Genomic DNA, 19,538 nt, shown 5'->3' with positions numbered 1-19,538 from the left:
TTGTTCACTCGCCCGAAGGGCGTTTAAGATAATCGGCCAAATTAACGGGTGCACCAAAATCGGGCGATCCATCGGCTTTCCAACTGAATGGCTGCATCCGGGCAGATCGAAAATCACCGCAACCCTGTCCGGGCGCTGCGTTGGCGTGATATACCAGCCAGTTCTCTTTAGCGTCCGCAGTAGTGAAAAAACTATTGTGGCCCACCCCGTAAACGCTACCACTCGCATACGGACCAAAAACGGGACTCTGCGCTTTTGTCCACGACGTTTGCGTAACCAAGCTGGCGCTCACATCCGCCGAAAGTTGCCCTAAGGCGTACTGATCCGTGCCGCAGAAACTAGCCGAATAAATCAGAAACACTTTGTTAGCATGGGTCAAAAACTCGGGCGCTTCATTAACTGGAAATCCTTGCTTTTCCCAGGCCAACTCCGGCGACGACACCCGGACACGCGCTCCTTCGGCGGTATAGGGATTCGTTAGTTTGCAGATGTAAATATGTTGCGAGCCACCCAAATCGTTTTCCCAGCCAGACCATGCGAAATAAAGTTGGCCATTCAGTTGCCCTAACGTACCATCGATCGCCCATTTATTGTCCGGCAGGTTAAGCTGTCCGCGATCTGTCCAGGTGCCCGTGGTTGGATCAGTCGCTTTGTTTTCGAGCACGAACATTCGGTGCGTAGCATCGACACCATTGTTGTCAGCTGCGTAATAGATATACCAGACACCGTTGACGTTATGGAGTTCAGGCGCCCAGATGTCGCGCGAGTTTGGCCCCGTTGCAGGCGGTGTCCAGACCGTAACCGGCCTGACCGTACTCAGGCGACTCATCGCAGTGGTTTTATAAATGCGCAGACTGTTGCCAGTGGTATGCATTACGTAGTAAAATCCGTCTTTATAGGTAACCCAGGGGTCGGGAGCGGGGGAGAGGACAGGGTTTTTGAATTTCCCCACTGTATCAACCGAAGTGATTGGTGGGGTAGGTGTAGTAATCGACGTATCGCTTGATTTGCAGGCGATTGTCAAGGCTATCAGTAACAGTATAAGATAATTTTTCATCGTTGAGTAACCGAACTAACTGAGATTATTTTTCAGGTTGTTTAATTCCTAAATCCCCTGGAGGGGACTTTGTTCCTAGTTAGGCAAAGTCCCCTCCAGGGGATTTAGGGGTTATTACGTTTGAAGTACTATCAATAATTCGGATTTTGCGTCAGGTTTGGGTTCAAGTCGCGGTCTAGTTGGGGGATGGGCAGCAATTCGCTTTTCCCTTTTACGAATGTTGAGAAAGCCGGATCACGACTAGCTAACTGCGGTCCTAGATCTCCCCAACGCGCCAGGTCGTTCCAGCGGTGGCCTTCTCCCGATAATTCCGTTACCCGTTCGTGTTTGAGCTGCGCCAGAAACTGAGTCTGCGTAAGACCCGGCCGGGCTGTGGTAAGTGTTGGCAAGCCTGCGCGTCGACGCACCTGATCAACGTAGGTATATGCCTGCGTCGTTTTGCCGGTAGCGTTCAAAGCTTCAGCGTACATCAGTAACACATCGGCATAACGAATATACCTCCAGTTGTTGGGGGAACGGTATCCCTCTTCATTTTTCCAGTGGTCATTCTGAAACTTACGGAACCATACACGTTTGTTATCACGTCCGTACCGCTGGGTGAACGTCTGACCGTAAATCAGGGTCGAATCCGGGCCCTTTACGTTCGTTGAGTCAAACAGAAATGATGCTTCCAGACGAGGGTCGCGCGCGCCCGTTGATGTTCTTTCGTAAAATTCACGGGTAGGCCATCGCTGCGCTTCTCCATCCGACCAGCCAATCCCGCTTGGTCCAAAAAACTGCGCTATGGATGTGCCGTAGTTTTGGTTCGGTGTCTGGCTATCATCGTCGGTATTCTCCGCCGTGTTGATTTGAAACTGCCATTCGAATACCGACTCTCTATTGTTTTCGCTGGTAATCAAAAAGTTGTCGCGATAGTTAGGCGTCAGCGAATAAACTGTTTTGCCGTCACCCTCCACCAGCCATTGCAAGGGCGTTAGCGATTCCGTGTATTTCTGTTGCTGCATTTGGGCTTTGGCCAGCAGGGCATAAGCCGCGCCTTTTGTTGCTCGGCCAACTTCACCACCGCTATAAGTGGTTGGTAGCACGGCAGCGGCATCGGTCAGGTCTTTCTCGATCTGTGCCCACACCTGAGCCACCGTTGCAGAAGCTGGTTTATCGCCAACGACCGATGTTTGCAGGATCAACGGTACGTTCCCCCACAGCGTAACCAGGTGGTAATAATACATCGCCCGCAAAAACTTGGCCTCACCCACGTAGCGGTTTCGCAACGTAGCATCCATCTGGATGTTCGGTACGTTGTCAATGACCTGATTAGCCCGGTTCACTCCGATGTAATTGTCGTTCCAGACAGACACGGCATTGCCATAATTGTAATCAGTGATCAGAAACTGGTCCATGTTGTTCACAATGTCGGTGGCCGGGCTCTGGCTACGTCCTTCATCCGAACGAATGATGTAGTAAAACAGCATCCAGCGCGTAATGCCGCCCCGGTGCGTAGTACTGTATACGGCATTGACACCCGCCAGCGCATCAGCATCGGTTTTCCAGAACGACTGGGCCGTCAGCTGGTTAGGATTCACAATATTCAGATTTCGGTCGCAGGCTGTCAGTAGCGATATAGCTGCCAGTCCCAGACAGATAATTATATTTTTCATGGTAGAGATGCGTTATGGATTAAAAATCACCGGTTATGCCTACAGAAACCACACGGGGCGAAGGCCAGTGGCCATTATCGACCCCCCGCTCCTGAATATTTGCTCCTGTTACGTCCGGATCAAGCCCCGAATAACTGGTGATCGTAAATAGATTCTGACCACTCACATACAGTCGCACATTGCGAACACTTAATTTGGATAGTAACGTTTTCTGGAAATTGTAGCCAATTTCTACGTTGCGTAGCCGGACGTACGACGCATTTTCGAGCCAGCGATCAGTGTAGGAAAAATTGTTGGAAATAATTCCCTGATCACCCGCTTCGAGGCCGATACGTGGGTCGTTGGTATTGGTATTCGTCGATGACCACGGGCTAACGTCTGCCCGGAAGTTTGTGTTCTGGTAGGTATCCAGACTTCGCCGGACGTCGTTGTACACGGTGTAGCCAAAGACGCCAATTAACTGCACGTTCAGGCTAAACGGGCCGTAACTGCCGTTAAACTGGGCCCCCGCCTGAAGTTTTGGCCAGGGAGAACCCACAAACTGCCGGTCATCGTTCTGGGTAATCTGCCCATCACCGTTGGTGTCCACGTAACGAATGTCGCCGGGTTTGGCGTTAGGCTGAATCAGCGATCCATTCGGGCCTTTGTAGTTATTGACCTCTTCCTGCGTCTGGAAAATACCCGCCGTTTTCAGTACGTACCACTGCCCAACGGGAAGACCGACCTGCGAGCGGGTATTGCCACTCTGGATGTAATTTATGTTCTGGCCCTGATTGCCGACATTCTCAATCCGGTTTTTGATGGTCGTAAAATTACCCGATACGTCCCATTTGAACGGGTTCTCGTTGTTGCGATACGTCAGCGAAAATTCAATTCCCTGATTGCGGATCGATGCCGTATTTACGTAGGGATTTCCCTGAAGATTACCCAAATAGCCCGGTACCGCCAGATTCAGAATGGCATCCGACGAAAGCGAATTATAGTAATTAATCTCGGTGGAAATCCGGTTGTTAAGGAAGCTGGCCGTTACGCCGTAATTCTGCGACAACCGCTGCTCCCAACGTAGACCGGGATTGGCTAACTGGGCCTGATAAGCACCCACGTTGGGCGTTTGATCGACGCCGAAAATGGCGCGAGGATTGTTGTTGATAAAGGCTGTATAGGGAAACGACCCTAGCGTTGGTACCACAATTCCGAGCTTTCCATACGAAGCACTGATTTTTAGATCCGAAATCCAGGGTGCGTGGAAAAACTTCTCCTCACTAATACGCCAGGCGCCGGCAATAGATGGGAAAAACCCAGTTCGGTAGTTAGACCCAAATCGAGAATCCTGATCGACCCGCCCCGTCAGTGTCAGCAAATACCTGTCGTTGTAGGCGTAATTGACCCGGCCTAAGTAGCCCAGAATTCGGTAGTCGGTTCCGGTGCCACCGGCGGAGTTTGAGATACCCGTAGCAGCATCGATCGTATTGAAATACTGCCCGCCCGAGGTTGCCAGGTTCGTTCGAGAGCCCGCCGTGTTATCCCGCCGGGCGGTTTGCTGGCTAAGCCCAACAACCCCATTAATGCTGTGCAGGCCAAACGCCTTATTGAAGTTCAGCGTATGTTCGAACAACAGACTATAATATCGGGATCGATCTTCGCCCACTGAGCTAGGTACTGGGGAAGCACTGTACTGATAAACACCAAGTTGACGCAGGTTTTGCGTATAATCGAAACTCACTTCCAGACCCGCATTGGCGCGGTAAGTCAGCCAGTCGGCCAATTTGATGTCCAGATACGCGTTTCCGACCACCTTGGCAAAATTGCTTTTGGCCGTAGACAGATTACGGGCCGCTACAGGGTTAAACGCATAGGTAATCGCATCAGGATTTGTACCGATACCGTAGCCACTCGGGTTGCTGGCGTTGACGTAGCGTGGATCCTGCACCGGAATGACGGGCAGCATCCCGGCCATGTCATAAATCGGGTTGATACCACCGGGCGGATTCTGAATGTTCGAGTTGGTCAGTACGACGTTTTCCCCAACGGTAAATCGACCCAATTGGCTTTTTGTATTAATCCGTAGACTCGCCCGGTCAAAATTGCTGCCGATGACGTAGCCATTGTTTTTAAAGTAACTGGCTGAAATCAAATAGGAACCGGTTTTTGTGCCGCCCGACAACGTCAGGTTGTAATCTTGCAAACTCCCTGTATGCAAGACCTGGTCCTGCCAATCGGTATTGACATTTGGGTTAAATGTACCCGTTGCCACGCTGGCGGGTGGTGTTTGGCCAGAGTTCTGGTACTGCTGGCGTTGCAAAGCGGCAAAGGCAGAAGCATCGGTCACATTCCAGCGTTTGTAGATATTCTGTGTTCCATATTTGGCCGAAAACGACACGCGAATGGGTCCTTCTTTTCCCTGCTTGGTAGTAATAATAACAACGCCGTTAGCGGCTCTGGACCCGTAAATAGCCGCTGCCGATGCGTCTTTCAACACCTGAATCGATTCAATGTCGTCATTATTGATAGTCGGGTTAGCATCGGCAATCATCCCATCAATAACGTAAAGCGGATCGGTATTCAGAAAACTGGCAACTCCCCGAATCTGAATCGACGCTTGCTGACCGGGTACGCCCGTGTTCCGTACCGTTACCCCCGGCGATAAGCCCTGAATGGATTCGGCGAGGGAATTGGCCGTTATTTTGTTGGATTGAGCCGGACTAATTACGTCGTTGGCACCCGTTACGTCCCGCTTGCGAACCGTTTGGTAGCCAATCACCACCACTTCATTGAGCGATCTGGTATCAGGAATCAGTTTAATGGTAACGGTTGTGGTGTTGGCTATGGATACGTCCTGCGTTGTGTAGCCCACACTTGATACCGTAAGTGTGGTAGCATTATCGGCGACGTTTAGCGAGAAATTACCGCTGGCATCAGTCGTGGTGCCGTTCTGCCGGTCCGGCGTTCCGGTCCCTTTTTCAAGGACCGATGCCCCCGGCAAGCCAGTGTTGTTTTCGTCTAGAACCTGACCAGTAATTCGTTTTACTACAGTCTTTGAGCCTAGGGTAGAATAAGCTACAGCGACTATTGGAGCATGGCTCTGACGTAACGTTTTTGTGGCTTGCGCTACCTGTAAGCCATTGAAGCTGGAATTGTCCTGCGTGAGTTGTTGCGCCATTGATGGCTGGACAACGCTGTACAGGCCAAATCCCATTAATAAGGCGGATAAGGGTACGTACCGATTTTTCATAAAATTTGAGCAATTTGTTAATGGGGCAATTAGTTAATTGGACTGGGGCGCTGAAGGTCGGGCCGTTAGCAAGCGTTACGAGGCAGATGTCAGGGTACGCTCGATTATCTCAGACGGAGTACCCGTGAAAAAGATACTAGTGCAATCGCATAAAAAGATTTTTCACTGCTGCATACAGTTGAGGAATTCTTGCATGAGCGTAAGAAATCAAGCTCGTATTAATCATACTGTGGACAGGCTACACAACCTGTTCAAGAAGCTTCTCGCCAAACAGTTTACCTAATCGCAGCTGCCCTCTAATGCGCTTCCTAAGTAACCGTTTGTTCCAGAAAGTCGTTGATAAGGTTTATGATAAGTGAGGGAAAGGCCAGCCTTAAGTTTGGTTGTCGATGTTCAGGGCTGAACGATTGGCAGGTATGATTGAACAAATTATTGACTTTAATTCAATTCGTTTCGATTTCAGGTTAATTACTGATACTAGCTGTTATCTTACTAGAAAGCTACAATCCGCAGCGTGCGTTTACAGTTAAGCTGGTTTTTTTGCTACTTGCGCCAAAATCCTACATTCAGCACAGGTCCTCCCTCATACGCTATGAATATTTTATTCCCCAAACTGCCATTCAGCTTGCTTGTTGGTTGCTTACTTACAATTCATCTTATACATGCACAATCTTTACTCCCAGCGAACATCCGCCTGAACCAACTTGGTTTTTATCCCAACGCGCCTAAAATAGCGGTACTGGTTAACGAGACAGGTACTAGTTCAGCAGGGCAACCTTTTCAGATTACCAGTCCGGATGGGAAAAAGGTATTGTTTTCGGGGGTTTTGAGTGGACCGCGTAAGAATGCTATTTCGGGAAAGACTACGTTGCAGGCCGATTTTTCGGGTTTTAAACAAACTGGTACGTTCGTTGTGGTGGTTCCCGGTTTGGGACAGTCGTATCCGTTCCAGATTCGTCCGGGCGTTTACCGTAATCTGGCTGCGGGTTCGTTGAAAGGCTTTTATTATCAACGTACCGCTACCGAACTGCCCGCCAAATACGCTGGACAGTGGGCAAGACCGGCCGGTCACCCCGATAACCACGTACTGATACATCCTTCGGCGGCTTCGGCAACTCGTCCGGCGGGTAGTACCATTGCCTCGCCACTAGGCTGGTACGACGCAGGTGATTACAACAAATACATCGTCAATTCGGGCATCACTATGGGAACGCTGCTCTCGCTGTATGAAGACTTCCCCGATTTCTGCAAAACGCTGACTAACAATATTCCTGAAAGCAATAATAGGCTGCCCGATCTGCTTGACGAATCGCTCTGGAACCTGCGCTGGATGCTCAACATGCAGGACCCAGCCGATGGGGGTGTTTATCATAAACTGACCAATCCGAAGTTCGATGGCATGGTTATGCCCGACAAAGCCAAACCCGACCGCTACGTAGTGCAGAAGAGCGTAACAGCTGCCCTTGATTTTGCCGCCGTTATGGCGCAGGCAAGCCGGGTGTTTCGCCCTTATAACCGCGAGTTGCCAGGCTTGGCCGATACGTGCGTGAAAGCGGCTGTTCGTGCCTGGAGTTGGGCCAAACAAAATCCCACTACGTTGTATAATCAGGACGCTATGAATAAACAGTTCGACCCTGATGTGGTTACGGGCACGTATGGCGACCGCGACCCGAGCGACGAGTGGATTTGGGCGGCTACCGAACTGTATTTGACGACGAAAGATGATACGTATTACTCGGCCGTTAATCTGTTTCCCGATACTAAAACCCCATTGCCATCGTGGCCCCAAGTCCGAACGCTGGCGTATTACTCACTGGCTCGTTTCGCCGATAAACTAACGGCACGCGGTCAGAAGGATTTGCCCACAGTGAAAAAGCATCTGCTATCTCAGGCCGATTCACTGTTGGCTGGTGTTGACCAACAGGCATTTGGAACGGTTATGGGTAAATTGGCAAAGGATTTTATTTGGGGTAGTAGTGCCGTTGCGGCTAACCAGGGCATCGCGCTTCTTCAGGCCTATCGGCTCACGAATGACCAGCGCTACCTCATCGCAGCGCTCGGCAACTTGGATTATTTGTTGGGACGTAACGCGGTCGGATACTCCTTCGTGACGGGTTTTGGTAGCAAAACGCCAATGCATATCCACCACCGTCCGTCCGTTGCCGACGGTATCGAAGCACCAGTGCCCGGTTTGCTATCGGGTGGTACTAATGCGAATGCTGCCCGGCAGGATAAATGCGCGGGCTATACAACTACTGTCGCCGATGAGGTTTTTTTAGATGCTGACTGCTCCTATGCCTCCAATGAAATTGCCATCAACTGGAACGCTCCGTTGGTGTATCTGGCCACCGCGCTTGAAGCTCTGCAGACGAAAATAAGCCGCATGAAGTAGCATTAGGATAACTCAAAAACAAGACTGAAGTATTTTTAAGTGAAACGCGCTGGCCCACCTTTATCTGGGCCAGCGCGATGTCATTTTTATTCGGTTCAGCTTATCAAAATACGATCTAAAATACGTTCTATTACGTTAAGAAATAAGAAGTAAATAGGACCAAACTCATCTCTGTAAAGCTTTATTGAGACGCCATAAACGCGGGCTATTTGTTAGGGTAAACCCTAGTTTTATATAATTCGGGTTTTCACTATTCCCTAAGCCGTGTACTTAATCCTAATTTTGCTAAACAAAGTTCTATTTAATAGAATCGTTCAATTGTAACCTTGAACAGTTTAATTAGGATAGAACGTTAACCAGTTTTTGTTGACAGAATCTATTGTCGACGGAGTAATTTCATGATACGAGTATTGATAGCTGATGACCATAATGTCTTTGTCGAAGGCATTGAATCGCTGATTTCTGGCTCTCCGGAGATCGAAGTAGCACAGCGGTGTTACAGCGTGTCATCGGTAGTAGAGCAACTGGCGCATACGGACATTGACGTAGTGTTGCTGGACATTTCGTTCCCACACATCGACGACGGGCTTGGGTTGTGTGAGTACATCACACGTTCGTATCCAAATACGAACGTAGTGGCCCTGACCATGCACGATGACGCCAGCCTGATCAAGCGGATTGTGAAGAAAGGCGCCAAAGGGTATCTGCTGAAAAATACCACCAAAACCGAGTTGTTGCAGGCGATTCGGACGGTGTATCAGGGGAAACCTTATTTCAACGAGATCATTACGTCGATTTTGCTGCACGATGGGCCAAAGGCGAAGAAATCGGCGGCTGGGGTTAAACCGAATCTCACACCCCGCGAATCGGAAGTGCTGATGCTCATGGCACAGGGATTGACAACCCAGCAAATGGCCGCCCAGCTGTTTGTCAGCGCCAAAGCTGTTGAGTTTCACCGGAGCAGTTTGCTCATGAAATTCAGCGTACCGAACACGGCTTTGTTGATAAAAACGGCCATGGAAATGCAATACATTGATTAATAGAATCTTGCTTTACAGAATGTCTCGCTATATGCTTCAACGTGCTACGTCCTTTCTGGCAAAAAAAACAGGTCTGCGAGCTGCTATGCTCGTAGTGTTATCTGTTTTGTGCCAGTCGGTAAGTAGCGTAGCGCAGACGCCGGGCATTGATAGTCTTAAAAAAGAAATCAGACAACTGGTTGTTTATAATCGATACGTCCCTGCGGCTAAAGCCTATGAGCAACTTGGTGGACTTTATCATAAACTGTACGGTTACAACAAATACACGCTGGATTCGTATTTCAACAGCCTGAAATATTACAGTCTGGATGGTGATTCGGCGGGCTATTACAACGCGCAGCTGGCGATCGGTGATTACTACTTGCATGATTATTTCATGCAGCCGTCGGCGGAGAAGTACCTCAACAAAGCACGCCAGTATTTTGAGCGTACGCATAATATGCCCAAAGTGATTGAGTGTCGACTGGCTCTGGCAAACATTGCTCAACAGAAAAACCCTATACCGGCTGGTCTGCTGACCGATTTGCGCGAAACCGAACGGATGAGTGAACAAAATAAGCAGGCGTTTTCGCAGGCGTATGCGCTGAATTTATTGGCTAATACGTACCTGCGATTTAAAAATCCAGACTCGGCCCAATATTTCGTTAGCCGGAGTCTAATCATATCGAAACGTCTGAATGTCAGATGGTTGATTAGCCTGAATCATTTCTATCAGGGTATTGTCGATCAATTCGGCAATCATTCAAAAGAGGCCATCGACGCGTATCAGCGGAGTTACAAACTGGCGGAAGGAGAGAAAAACGTAGCCATGCTGCGGGAATTGTCCAAGCATTCTGCCGATGCCTATTCCCACATGGGTGATTACAAAAGCGCCTATGAATCATCGCTGAAGACGCTCGATTTTGCGAATCAGTTTTACGAATCTGAACAAACCAAAAGCATCCGGTTGCAGGAGTTGGATAGTCAGATCAAGACGCTGGCGGTTGAAAAACAATTGGCTGAGGAACAGAGTCAGGGCCAGCGTTTTCTGAATTCGGTACTGGTGGGTGTGCTGTTGATTAGCATTGCAGGCGTAGCGGCTCTGGTATTCTTACGTCGTCAGCAAAAATTGATTGCTCGTCAGCAGGCCGTTATTGCCCAGCAGCAAATTCGCCAGCTGGAGCTAAAGTCGCTACGTGCCATGATCGAGGGGCAGGAGGGCGAGCGGAGCCGGATTGCACGCGATTTACACGACGGATTGGGTATTCAGCTATCACGTATCAAGCTGTTTGTGGAAGCGCATCAGGAGCAATTACCGCTGTCAGTAAAAGAGCCGCTGAACCAGTTTCTGGACGAAGCCTGCACCGAAACGCGGCTGATTTCAAACGATTTACGACCTTATGCACTATCGACGTTCGGCCTGATTCCGGCTTTGGAAGATTTGGTACAAAAATTAAACCTGGTTAACGAAACAACACTGGTTTTAGAACATTACGGCGAATTGCCACCCCTGGGTGAAGAAGCCTCGGCTATGCTTTTTCGAGTGATTCAGGAATTATTGAATAATGCGCTGAAACACGCTCATGCGCAAACGATTACGGTACAAATTATGACCAATGACGAGACCGCTTTGATTAGCGTCGATGATGACGGACAGGGTGGTAATTTTTCGGAAGAACCTACAAATGGCAATGGATTAGCCAACATTAAATCACGGATAGCGTACCTCGGCGGGCAGGTGATGTGGCAGAGCGAAGTGGGGAAAGGTACATCGGTTATGATTTCGCTGCCGATGCAGAAACTCATCAAAACAACTACAGTCGTCGCTTAATGGCCGCATGTCGAGCGCTTAATCAGGATGCGTACACATAAACTAGCCTAGTAACCCTATTACCTAAGTTCACAATTAATTTCTATTGTATATGATCAAACATGTGCTTTCGGGGGCTTTCGTCCTGAGCAGTTGGATGAGTGTCCATGCGCAGGAGCGAGCCGTAACCAGTGCAGCCGTGGGCAAAAATCCGCCGGCGTTGGCGACCGTCAAAGCGGCTAAAACCGCTGCCAATGCCGTGTCGGATACGAAAGGTCCGGTCAAAGGAACGGTATCCGACGAAAAAGGGAATACGCTTCCCGGCGCGACTGTCTCGATAAAAGGAACGACGCTCGGTACTACAACCGATGTCAATGGCGCGTTCACGCTCAATATGCCGACCGGGTCGAAAACGCTGGTCATCTCGTTTATCGGGATGAAAACCCAAGAAGTGGAAGTCGGTTCTCGTACTACGTTAAATATTACGTTACAAACAGGCGATCAATCGCTTAATGAAGTGGTTGTTATCGGTTACGGTACGGCCAAGCGTTCCGACGTTACGTCCTCAATTACCACCGTCAAAGCGGCTGAATTGAAAGACCTTCCGGCGGCTGGTATCGACCAGCTTTTGCAGGGGAAAGCCGCTGGGGTAACCGTCACCAGCAACGGCGGTCAGCCCGGCGGTGGCGTATCGGTGCAGGTGCGTGGCGTTACGTCGATCAACAGCAACGACCCGTTGTTTGTAATTGACGGCGTGCCGTTTGTGCGGGGCAATACGTCCAGCAGCACGGGTTACGCTGGTCTGGGCGGGGGCGATGGTCAAACTGGAAACAGCGTAATGGCCATGCTGAACCCCAACGATATTGAAAGTATCGACGTACTGAAAGATGCCTCGGCGCAGGCCATTTACGGTTCGCAGGCGGCTAACGGGGTGATTCTTGTGACCACCAAGAAAGGCAAGCAGGGCGAAGGCAAGATCAATTACGAGATGTATACGGGCGTTCAGGAAGTGGCTCGACGGCTGGACCTGATGAACCTTCAGGATTTTGCCCGCTATCAGAACGAAGTCCTACCCATTATCGGAAATCCGGTGGCCGACGAGTTTAAAAATCCCGATTTGCTGGGTAAGGGTACCGACTGGCAGGAAGCCATGTTCCAGCACGGAAAAATCAACAACCACCAACTGAGTTTTTCGGGCGGGAAAGACAAAACGACGTATTACCTGTCCCTGAATTATTTCGACAACAAAGGGATTCTGCTGGGGTCGGATTTCAAGCGATACGCCAGCCGCTTTAGCCTTGATTCTCAGTTGAAAAACTGGGTTAAAGTGGGGTTGAGCGCCAACGTATCACGTAGCATTCAGAACGTATCGCTGGCCGATGCTGCCGAAGGAACGATCTGGTGGGGTGCTTCGACCAGCCCGCTGATTCCAGTTAAAAACCTCGACGGTACCTGGGGCGGTGGCCAGACGGTCGGTGGTATTCAATATAACAACGCCAACTTGGTCGGAAACAGCCAGTTTCGGGGGAACACCAAAACCTCGAACAACGTATTTGGAAGTTTGTACGCCGAACTGCAACTGACCAAAGACCTGTCGCTACGTAACGAACTGTCGTATTCGCTGGGTCAGGACAACAACATTGCGTTCCAGAAAGCTGGTAACGTGGGTGGTACGTCGTTCCGCAGCAAACTGATCGATTCGCGCTCAGATAGCTATTACTGGTCGCTGACGAATTACCTGGCCTACAACAAAAACCTGCAAAAACACGGCATTCAGGCCACGGTTGGTCATCAGGTGCAGAACTCCTACTACCAGTCGATTTCGGGTACGAAAGTGGATTTGCAGGCTAACATCTTCGACCTGAACACGGGTAGCGCCGACCAGACAACCTGGGGCCTAAGCGGTGGAAAAGGTCAGTGGGCGATGGAATCCTACTTTGCACGTGCCAACTATACGTATGATGACCGCTACTCGCTGTCGGCCAGTTTCCGGGCGGATGGTTCTTCGAACTTCGGTCCGAATAACCGCTGGGGTTATTTTCCCGGTGTATCGGCAGGCTGGACGATCTCGAACGAGAAGTTCATAAAAGGCTCAATCTCGAACGTACTGAATTACGCGAAACTGCGGGTTGGCTACGGGCTGGTAGGTAATCAGAACTTCCCCGGTGGGGCTCCGAACCCGGCCTACGTTGGTGCGGTGCAGTTCTTCTCGGGACCAGTTGGTTTCGGTTCGTCGAACATGATCAACGGGATTCCAAACCCGAACCTAAAATGGGAATCGGTGAAAACGACCAACGCTGGTATTGACCTTGGCTTCCTGAACGGACGTATCGACGCGACGATTGATGTCTATAAAAAGGTTACTTCCGACATGATCATCTTCCTGACGGGCCCGAACCTGATTGGCGTGGGCGATCAGTGGGACGACCTGAAAGCACCGCTGGGCAACGCTGGCCAGATGACCAACACGGGTATCGATATTGGCCTGACCACGACTAACATCAAAAAAGGGAATTTCAGCTGGAAGACCAACGCCGTGTTTACGCAGTTCACCAATAGCTACGACCGGGCGGCAAGTGCGGCTTCGGCGCTGGATGGTAAAGTTTATTACAATAACTACCTCGTTACGCACACCACGCCCGGCCGTCCTGTAGGTTCGTTCTGGGGATTGGTTACGGATGGATTGTTCCGTACGCAGGCAGAATTGGATGCTAGTCTGCCGCAGTTTGGCTACAAGGTGAATCAGACCGAAACTTGGCTGGGCGACATTCGCTTCAAGGACATCAACGGTGACAAGAAAATCGACGCGCAGGACTATACGTACCTTGGCAGTCCGCTACCGAAATTCACCTGGGGCTTCACCAATACGTTGAACTACGGCGATCTGGATTTGTCGATTTTCCTGCAAGGCAGTCAGGGTGGCAAAGCGTTTAACTTCCTGCGCTGGCAGTTGGAAGGGCTGAACAACGCCTACACCAACCAGATGAAAACGGTTACCGACCGTTATACAGAGAACAATACGGACGGTGCGTTGCCTCGATTCACGAATACGAACAAGAACAACACGGCCATGTCGGACCGCTACGTAGAGGATGCTTCCTACGCTCGTATTCAGAACATTACGTTAGGCTACCGCTTGCCGAAAACGTTGCTCAACCGGGTGAAGATTCAGAACCTGCGGATTTACGGTTCGATTCAGAACCTGAAAACCTTCACCAAGTACTCGGGCTACGATCCTGAAATCGGTGCGTTCAACAACAGCATCAAACTGATGAACGTCGACACAGGCCACTATCCAAACCCACGTACGTTCACCGTAGGCGCGAATCTGCAATTTTAAAATTTAAAGAGCGAAAGAGTGAATGAGTGAAAGAGCGGGCTGGCGCATTAGCGACTTATTACCCCAAGGCCTCTAACACTTAATTCCTCTCTTCGGAAGGCGGTAATCGCTCTTTCGCTCATTCACTCTTTCACTCTTTAAAAAGATGAAAATCAAGCCACTATATGCTCTGTTGCTCCCGGCGTTGCTGTTGTCTTCCTGCTCGAAAGACTTCATTGACCGGCCTTCGCTGTCGGGCACCACAACCGGAAACTATTACAACAACGCGGACGAGGTTCGGGCCGCGACCAGTACGCTCTACAGCGGGTTGCCCTGGCGGAATTACGAAAGCCGGGCGCAGGATGCCATCGGCGACGTCATGGGCGGCAACATGTTCACTTATACCGACGTCGAGTACCTGAACTTCACCGTATCGTCGGCTTCCGACCGGATTGGTGCGGCCTGGGGCGCGTTCTACAAGATCATTGGCTACTCCAACGTCATGATCAAAACCTTTGAAGAGAAGAAAGCAGCCGGTGGCGGTGCGGCTTACCTGGACCCAGCCATTGCTGAGTGTCATTTCATTCGGGGCATGCTTTATTTCTACATTGCCCGCACGTGGGGAGCCGCTCCGATCATTACCGATCCGGGTGCAACGGCCCTCTCGGGTAATTTCAACATCCCGCGTTATCTGCAAAAAGACGTACTGCGGTTTGCGCTCGAAGAGTTGAAAATGGCCGAAGCTGGTCTGCCCGAATCGGACGTACCGGGCCGGGTGACGAAGTACGCAGCCAAGGCGCTGATGGCGAAAATGTACCTCTACAGCAAAGATTACGCGAACGCCAAAACCAAGGCCGAGGAAGTAATCAACTCCGGCAAATACCGGCTGGTTGACGATTACACGGGCATGTTCACCAAGATGAGCATGAACAATAACGCCGAAGCAATCTTCTCGATCCAGCACCAGTTTGCACAGGACCCTTGGGGAACGGGCAACATCAAAAACCCGGATCGTGGAGCGGGGGCACTACGTACCGCCGAAGCCGATGCTTGGGAAATGTACGTACCGTCGCTGGACATGCTGAAAGAATATGAGTTTGGCGATCTACGCCGGAAATGGTCGGTGATGGAACAGGGCTGGACGAATCCAAACTGGAAACCTCAGCGTGCCAATGCGCCGAAATACAATGAGTTCATGGCGAATGGTTTCAAATACGATACGTTGCAGCCGACGGCTGACGGTGGTAGCTTAAGCCCAACCCGCGCAAACCTGGTTAAGTACTTCGCCGGACCGGGTAAGAGCTTTGGGGGTGAGCCGGTTCTGGGCCAGAATTCGGGGAACAACGTAGTGCTGCTACGTTACGCCGACGTCTTGCTGATTTATGCCGAAGCGGTGCTTGCGGGTGGTGCATCGACCTCCGATGCCAAAGCACTCGACGCGCTGAATCAGGTACGACGCCGGGCTGGACTGTCGCCAAAAACGGCCATCACCAACGACGATATTCTGCACGAACGCCGGGTTGAGTTTGCTTTCGAAGGCGATTACTGGTACGACGTTCAGCGGCAGGGTTTTGCCAAAGCCAAGGCGATTATCGAGAAACAAAACCGGGGAACCGTGACGGGTGCTACGTACCTAACCAATTTCACCGAAGATAAGATGTTTCTGCCGATTCCGGCTGGTGAGATTGTGCAGGACCCCGAGCTAGGTAAAGATCCCGTTCCATACTACAACTAATTCCCATTGAGTAAGCTCATGAAATTCAATAAGATAAATCGAATAGCAGGGGTTGCTTTTCTGGCCGCAGTAGCCGGTTTGGGCATGAGTTCCTGCACAAAAGATACCGACGGTACGCCACAGATTCCAGCCGGAAATCCCGTTCTGACGAAGATCATGCCGGACTCCGCTGCCGGGGGAGCTATCGTTACGTTGACCGGTACTGGACTGGGCGATATACGTAGCATTGTCTTCGAAAAACAGAACGTACCGGCCGGTTTCCAGCCAACGCTCAATACCGAGAATGTGCTGATTTTCCGGGTACCAACCGACGTATTGGGCGGCAAACAAAACATTATGTTCACCAATAGCGCGGGCAACACGTTGACGGTTCCGTTTAAGGCGCTGGCGTACCCGACCGTTTCGGACGTATCGAATTACAACTTCACGAAAGGGACGGTGATCACGCTTACCGGCAACAACTTCGACGACGTAACGGCCGTAGCCATTGCCGACTCGGTGAAAGGGATTTCGGATGCGGCTACGGTGGTTTCGAAATCAAAAACGCAGTTGGTTGTCCAGATGCCAGCGACTACTCTTTCGCGCGGTACGCTGAGCATCACGAACAGCACCGGGCGTATGCGGACCAAGCAGGAATTCGTGAACGTCGACAAAGCGTATCAGATCTTTACGGATGCGTACGGTGCTGGTTTTCAGGACGGCTCCTGGGGCGACGCGGCTGCTGTCTCGACCAAAGAGTTTGCTTCCGGAACGTCTTCCATTGGCAAGAATTTTCAGAAAGGTAACTGGCATTTGATCGCGTTTGCCAACTGGTCGGCGTCAGCTATACCTTATTCGACGGATTACACCTACGTAACGGGCTGGGTCAAAGGCGCTTCGGCTGATTATTCACTCTATCTGACTACCGATGCGAACAAAGCCGGTTTTGGCGAATTCGTTGAAGCGAACAAGATCGACGTGAAAGCGGGTGTCTGGAATTACTTCAAAATCAAGCTGTCGGACATGGATTTCTGGTTGGCGGGCAAAACGTTGAAGCAAGTAGGCTTTCGCATCAAAGGGCCTGATAAACAGGATGAGACGTTCTATTTTGATGACGTAATGTTGGTGAAGTAATAACATCACAAAACGCTATATGACTTTCCCGTAGAGCCAACGCCTACGGGAAAGTCATATAGGGAGGTTGCTTATGCTTATGAAAGTATTTTTGCTTGCTTTATACGTAATGAGTAGTCTGTCGGCTTGCCGGGCGGCAGAATCCGTGGTTTCGGCCGATACGCTGCAGAAGTCGGACAATCGGGCGCTTCCCGCCAAACCTGCCAGTCAACTGATTGACGCCCGTGCTACGTTGTCGACAAAGGGATTGTATTCGTATTTGATCAGCCAGTACGGTCAAAAAGTGATTTCGGGGCAACAGGATGATGTGGAATACGTACTGGAAAAAACGGGCAAAGAACCCGCCATCGGTGCCTTCGATCTAATGGACTATTCGCCCAGCCGCCTGCCGTTTGGTGGTAAGCCGGTACGTACCAGTGAGGACTGCATTCAATGGGCGAAGAAAGGAGATGGTCGGGGTATCATTAGTCTATGCTGGCATTGGAACGCCCCTACGGATTTGATCAATCAGGCACCCGACAAGCACTGGTGGAGCGGTTTTTACACGAAAGCCACTACGTTCGATCTGGCGGCTACGTTAGCGGACAAAAACGGCGAACGCTACGGCCTTTTACTGCGTGATATCGATGCCATTGCGGAACAACTCAAAAAGTTTCAGGACGCCGACGTACCGGTGCTCTGGCGACCGCTGCATGAAGCGCCGGGAGGCTGGTTCTGGTGGGGCGCTAAAGGCGCTGGTCCGTTCAAAGAACTCTGGCAAATTCTATACGATCGGCTGACGAATCACCATCAACTACATAACCTGATTTGGGTATACACGGGCACCGATACCATCAATCCGGAGTGGTATCCCGGCGATCAATACGTTGATATCTTTGGGCTGGATATTTATACGGAGCCGACTGCTACGTTAACCAGTAACTGGACGAGTACACAAACAACGTTCAGTGGCAAAAAACTAGTGACGCTATCTGAAGTGGGCCATTTACCTAAGCCGGAAACTATTCGCGCACTGAATACGTGGTGGTCCTGGTTTGCCGTCTGGAATGGCACCAGCTGGATTAAAAAACAACCCATTGACGTATTGAAAGCTGTTTATACCGATACGGACGTCATCACCCGCGACGAATTGCCGGATTGGCGGAATCATTAACCGATTTGGAATATTCTGCGCAATTCAATTGGTACGTCATTACCGATAAGAGACATTTTATGAATAGCGATCTGGAATGAGATACGTTATTGACGTAAATAATGAATTGATGAAAGCACTAATTCATTTATAGTGAACTGATAAAACCAGAAGCTTCGATTGAATTAGTCAATTTAAATCGTGAATTAAACCTAATTGTCAGGCTGAACCCGTTGAAGCTTCTGGTGTCAATAAATTGTCAGCGGAATTATTATATACGTAAATTAACTCTGGGTTCCCGTGTTCAAACGTGTTTGCTGACCAGACACCCAGACTTCTTTCCTACCCAGTCATTTATCAGGTTGCGCCATTCGTTGAGCATTTCTTATAAAACGGCTTCCTCGTATACACCGTGTTCCTGCAATTTTTCCTGTACTAGTCTTGCAAAGGCAACTTTATCCGATTTTCGGTACTGGGCATAAGTCGAAGCTCCTGATGGCGCAATAAAGTGCATATTTACACGCATACAGGCGGCCCATAGTCGGGGGTTCATTTTAATCTGATAATCTCGGATCGGTGTGTCTGCGCCAAACCAAAGGCGTATGATATTCGCTGGCGTTACCTTCATTACAAGGCCCATACAAATAGTGGTGAAATGGTTAAAGTAAGTTGAGTGATTAATAGTTATTGGCAGTACACAGCAGAGGAATCAGATTATGATTGTCAGGTGCTTACCTACGAAGCCAATATATGGTAAAACACTAGAGTTACGAAAGCTACTCAGTCAGCCGACCTGAGAGACTGCTGCTTCAGATCAGTGTATTAAAACTCCTGGGGGTAATCGGGGAAATCATAAATGAACCAATTGTCGTGTATTCCTTTAGCCAAAAATAACGACCCAGATAAATCATTGTTTATTAAAAAATTTATATCAATAAAGATTTTGATCATAATAAATTGGCTATCATTCAATTAACCATTTCTTAGCTTAAAGGTTTTGTGTGTAAATGGTGTAGGGTGACGGTAAAATAAGGACTTTATACTTCAGCCATATGGATGCTATTCATACTTATC

At 49.9% G+C, this 19,538-nt stretch carries 11 protein-coding genes; 7 read left to right on the top strand and 4 right to left on the bottom strand.

What is annotated here, in order from left to right; genetic code table 11:
* Positions 1-4: 4 nt before the first annotated feature.
* From ACYVF1_RS13115 to ACYVF1_RS13105, 3 genes are all read right to left on the bottom strand, one after another.
* Positions 5-1,057 carry a glycoside hydrolase family 43 protein gene (locus ACYVF1_RS13115; protein WP_461079379.1) on the bottom strand — a complete coding sequence of 351 codons (1,053 nt, stop codon included), beginning with the start codon at positions 1,055-1,057 and terminating at the stop codon, positions 5-7.
* Between the two features lie 131 nt (positions 1,058-1,188).
* Positions 1,189-2,712 carry a RagB/SusD family nutrient uptake outer membrane protein gene (locus ACYVF1_RS13110; protein WP_461079377.1) on the bottom strand — a complete coding sequence of 508 codons (1,524 nt, stop codon included), beginning with the start codon at positions 2,710-2,712 and terminating at the stop codon, positions 1,189-1,191.
* 19 nt (positions 2,713-2,731) lie between these two features.
* Entirely contained in the window at positions 2,732-5,944 is a 3,213-nt protein-coding gene (locus tag ACYVF1_RS13105; RefSeq protein ID WP_461079375.1) for a SusC/RagA family TonB-linked outer membrane protein, read from the bottom strand.
* Between the two features lie 592 nt (positions 5,945-6,536).
* Between ACYVF1_RS13105 and ACYVF1_RS13100 the strand changes: the two genes are divergently transcribed.
* From ACYVF1_RS13100 to ACYVF1_RS13070, 7 genes are all read left to right on the top strand, one after another.
* On the top strand, positions 6,537-8,336 hold the full coding sequence (locus ACYVF1_RS13100) for a glycoside hydrolase family 9 protein (RefSeq protein ID WP_461079373.1): 1,800 nt from the start codon (positions 6,537-6,539) through the stop codon (positions 8,334-8,336).
* 398 nt (positions 8,337-8,734) lie between these two features.
* Entirely contained in the window at positions 8,735-9,376 is a 642-nt protein-coding gene (locus tag ACYVF1_RS13095; RefSeq protein WP_461079371.1) for a response regulator transcription factor, read from the top strand.
* A 19-nt stretch (positions 9,377-9,395) separates the two neighbouring features.
* Complete coding sequence (locus ACYVF1_RS13090) at positions 9,396-11,186, top strand: ATP-binding protein (RefSeq protein WP_461079369.1); 1,791 nt, start codon at positions 9,396-9,398, stop codon at positions 11,184-11,186.
* A 91-nt stretch (positions 11,187-11,277) separates the two neighbouring features.
* Complete coding sequence (locus tag ACYVF1_RS13085) at positions 11,278-14,505, top strand: SusC/RagA family TonB-linked outer membrane protein (protein WP_461079367.1); 3,228 nt, start codon at positions 11,278-11,280, stop codon at positions 14,503-14,505.
* A 145-nt stretch (positions 14,506-14,650) separates the two neighbouring features.
* The gene (locus tag ACYVF1_RS13080) at positions 14,651-16,219 is read left to right on the top strand and encodes a RagB/SusD family nutrient uptake outer membrane protein (protein WP_461079365.1); all 1,569 of its coding nucleotides are present in this window, start codon (positions 14,651-14,653) and stop codon (positions 16,217-16,219) included.
* A gap of 18 nt (positions 16,220-16,237) precedes the next feature.
* A complete protein-coding gene (locus ACYVF1_RS13075) occupies positions 16,238-17,332 on the top strand; it encodes an IPT/TIG domain-containing protein (protein WP_461079363.1) in 1,095 nt (364 codons plus the stop codon).
* A gap of 79 nt (positions 17,333-17,411) precedes the next feature.
* Entirely contained in the window at positions 17,412-18,485 is a 1,074-nt protein-coding gene (locus ACYVF1_RS13070; protein ID WP_461079361.1) for a glycosyl hydrolase, read from the top strand.
* A 364-nt stretch (positions 18,486-18,849) separates the two neighbouring features.
* Here ACYVF1_RS13070 and ACYVF1_RS13065 read toward each other — a convergent pair whose 3' ends face one another.
* Positions 18,850-19,104, bottom strand: coding sequence for a hypothetical protein (locus tag ACYVF1_RS13065; protein WP_461079359.1), 255 nt, complete (start codon positions 19,102-19,104; stop codon positions 18,850-18,852).
* Positions 19,105-19,538 lie beyond the last annotated feature (434 nt).

It is taken from the genome of Spirosoma flavus, from assembly GCF_054778555.1.
This window is presented reverse-complemented; position numbering and strand designations above follow the sequence as displayed.

Excerpts from the sequence above, each read along its gene's own strand:
- ACYVF1_RS13100 (WP_461079373.1), top strand. The coding sequence starts at position 6,537 with ATGAATATTTTATTCCCCAAACTGCCATTCAGCTTGCTTGTTGGTTGC.
- ACYVF1_RS13080 (WP_461079365.1), top strand. The coding sequence starts at position 14,651 with ATGAAAATCAAGCCACTATATGCTCTGTTGCTCCCGGCGTTGCTGTTG.
- ACYVF1_RS13110 (WP_461079377.1), bottom strand. The coding sequence starts at position 2,712 with ATGAAAAATATAATTATCTGTCTGGGACTGGCAGCTATATCGCTACTG.
- ACYVF1_RS13115 (WP_461079379.1), bottom strand. The coding sequence starts at position 1,057 with ATGAAAAATTATCTTATACTGTTACTGATAGCCTTGACAATCGCCTGC.
- ACYVF1_RS13065 (WP_461079359.1), bottom strand. The coding sequence starts at position 19,104 with ATGGGCCTTGTAATGAAGGTAACGCCAGCGAATATCATACGCCTTTGG.
- ACYVF1_RS13090 (WP_461079369.1), top strand. The coding sequence starts at position 9,396 with ATGTCTCGCTATATGCTTCAACGTGCTACGTCCTTTCTGGCAAAAAAA.
- ACYVF1_RS13105 (WP_461079375.1), bottom strand. The coding sequence starts at position 5,944 with ATGAAAAATCGGTACGTACCCTTATCCGCCTTATTAATGGGATTTGGC.
- ACYVF1_RS13085 (WP_461079367.1), top strand. The coding sequence starts at position 11,278 with ATGATCAAACATGTGCTTTCGGGGGCTTTCGTCCTGAGCAGTTGGATG.
- ACYVF1_RS13070 (WP_461079361.1), top strand. The coding sequence starts at position 17,412 with ATGAAAGTATTTTTGCTTGCTTTATACGTAATGAGTAGTCTGTCGGCT.
- ACYVF1_RS13075 (WP_461079363.1), top strand. The coding sequence starts at position 16,238 with ATGAAATTCAATAAGATAAATCGAATAGCAGGGGTTGCTTTTCTGGCC.
- ACYVF1_RS13095 (WP_461079371.1), top strand. The coding sequence starts at position 8,735 with ATGATACGAGTATTGATAGCTGATGACCATAATGTCTTTGTCGAAGGC.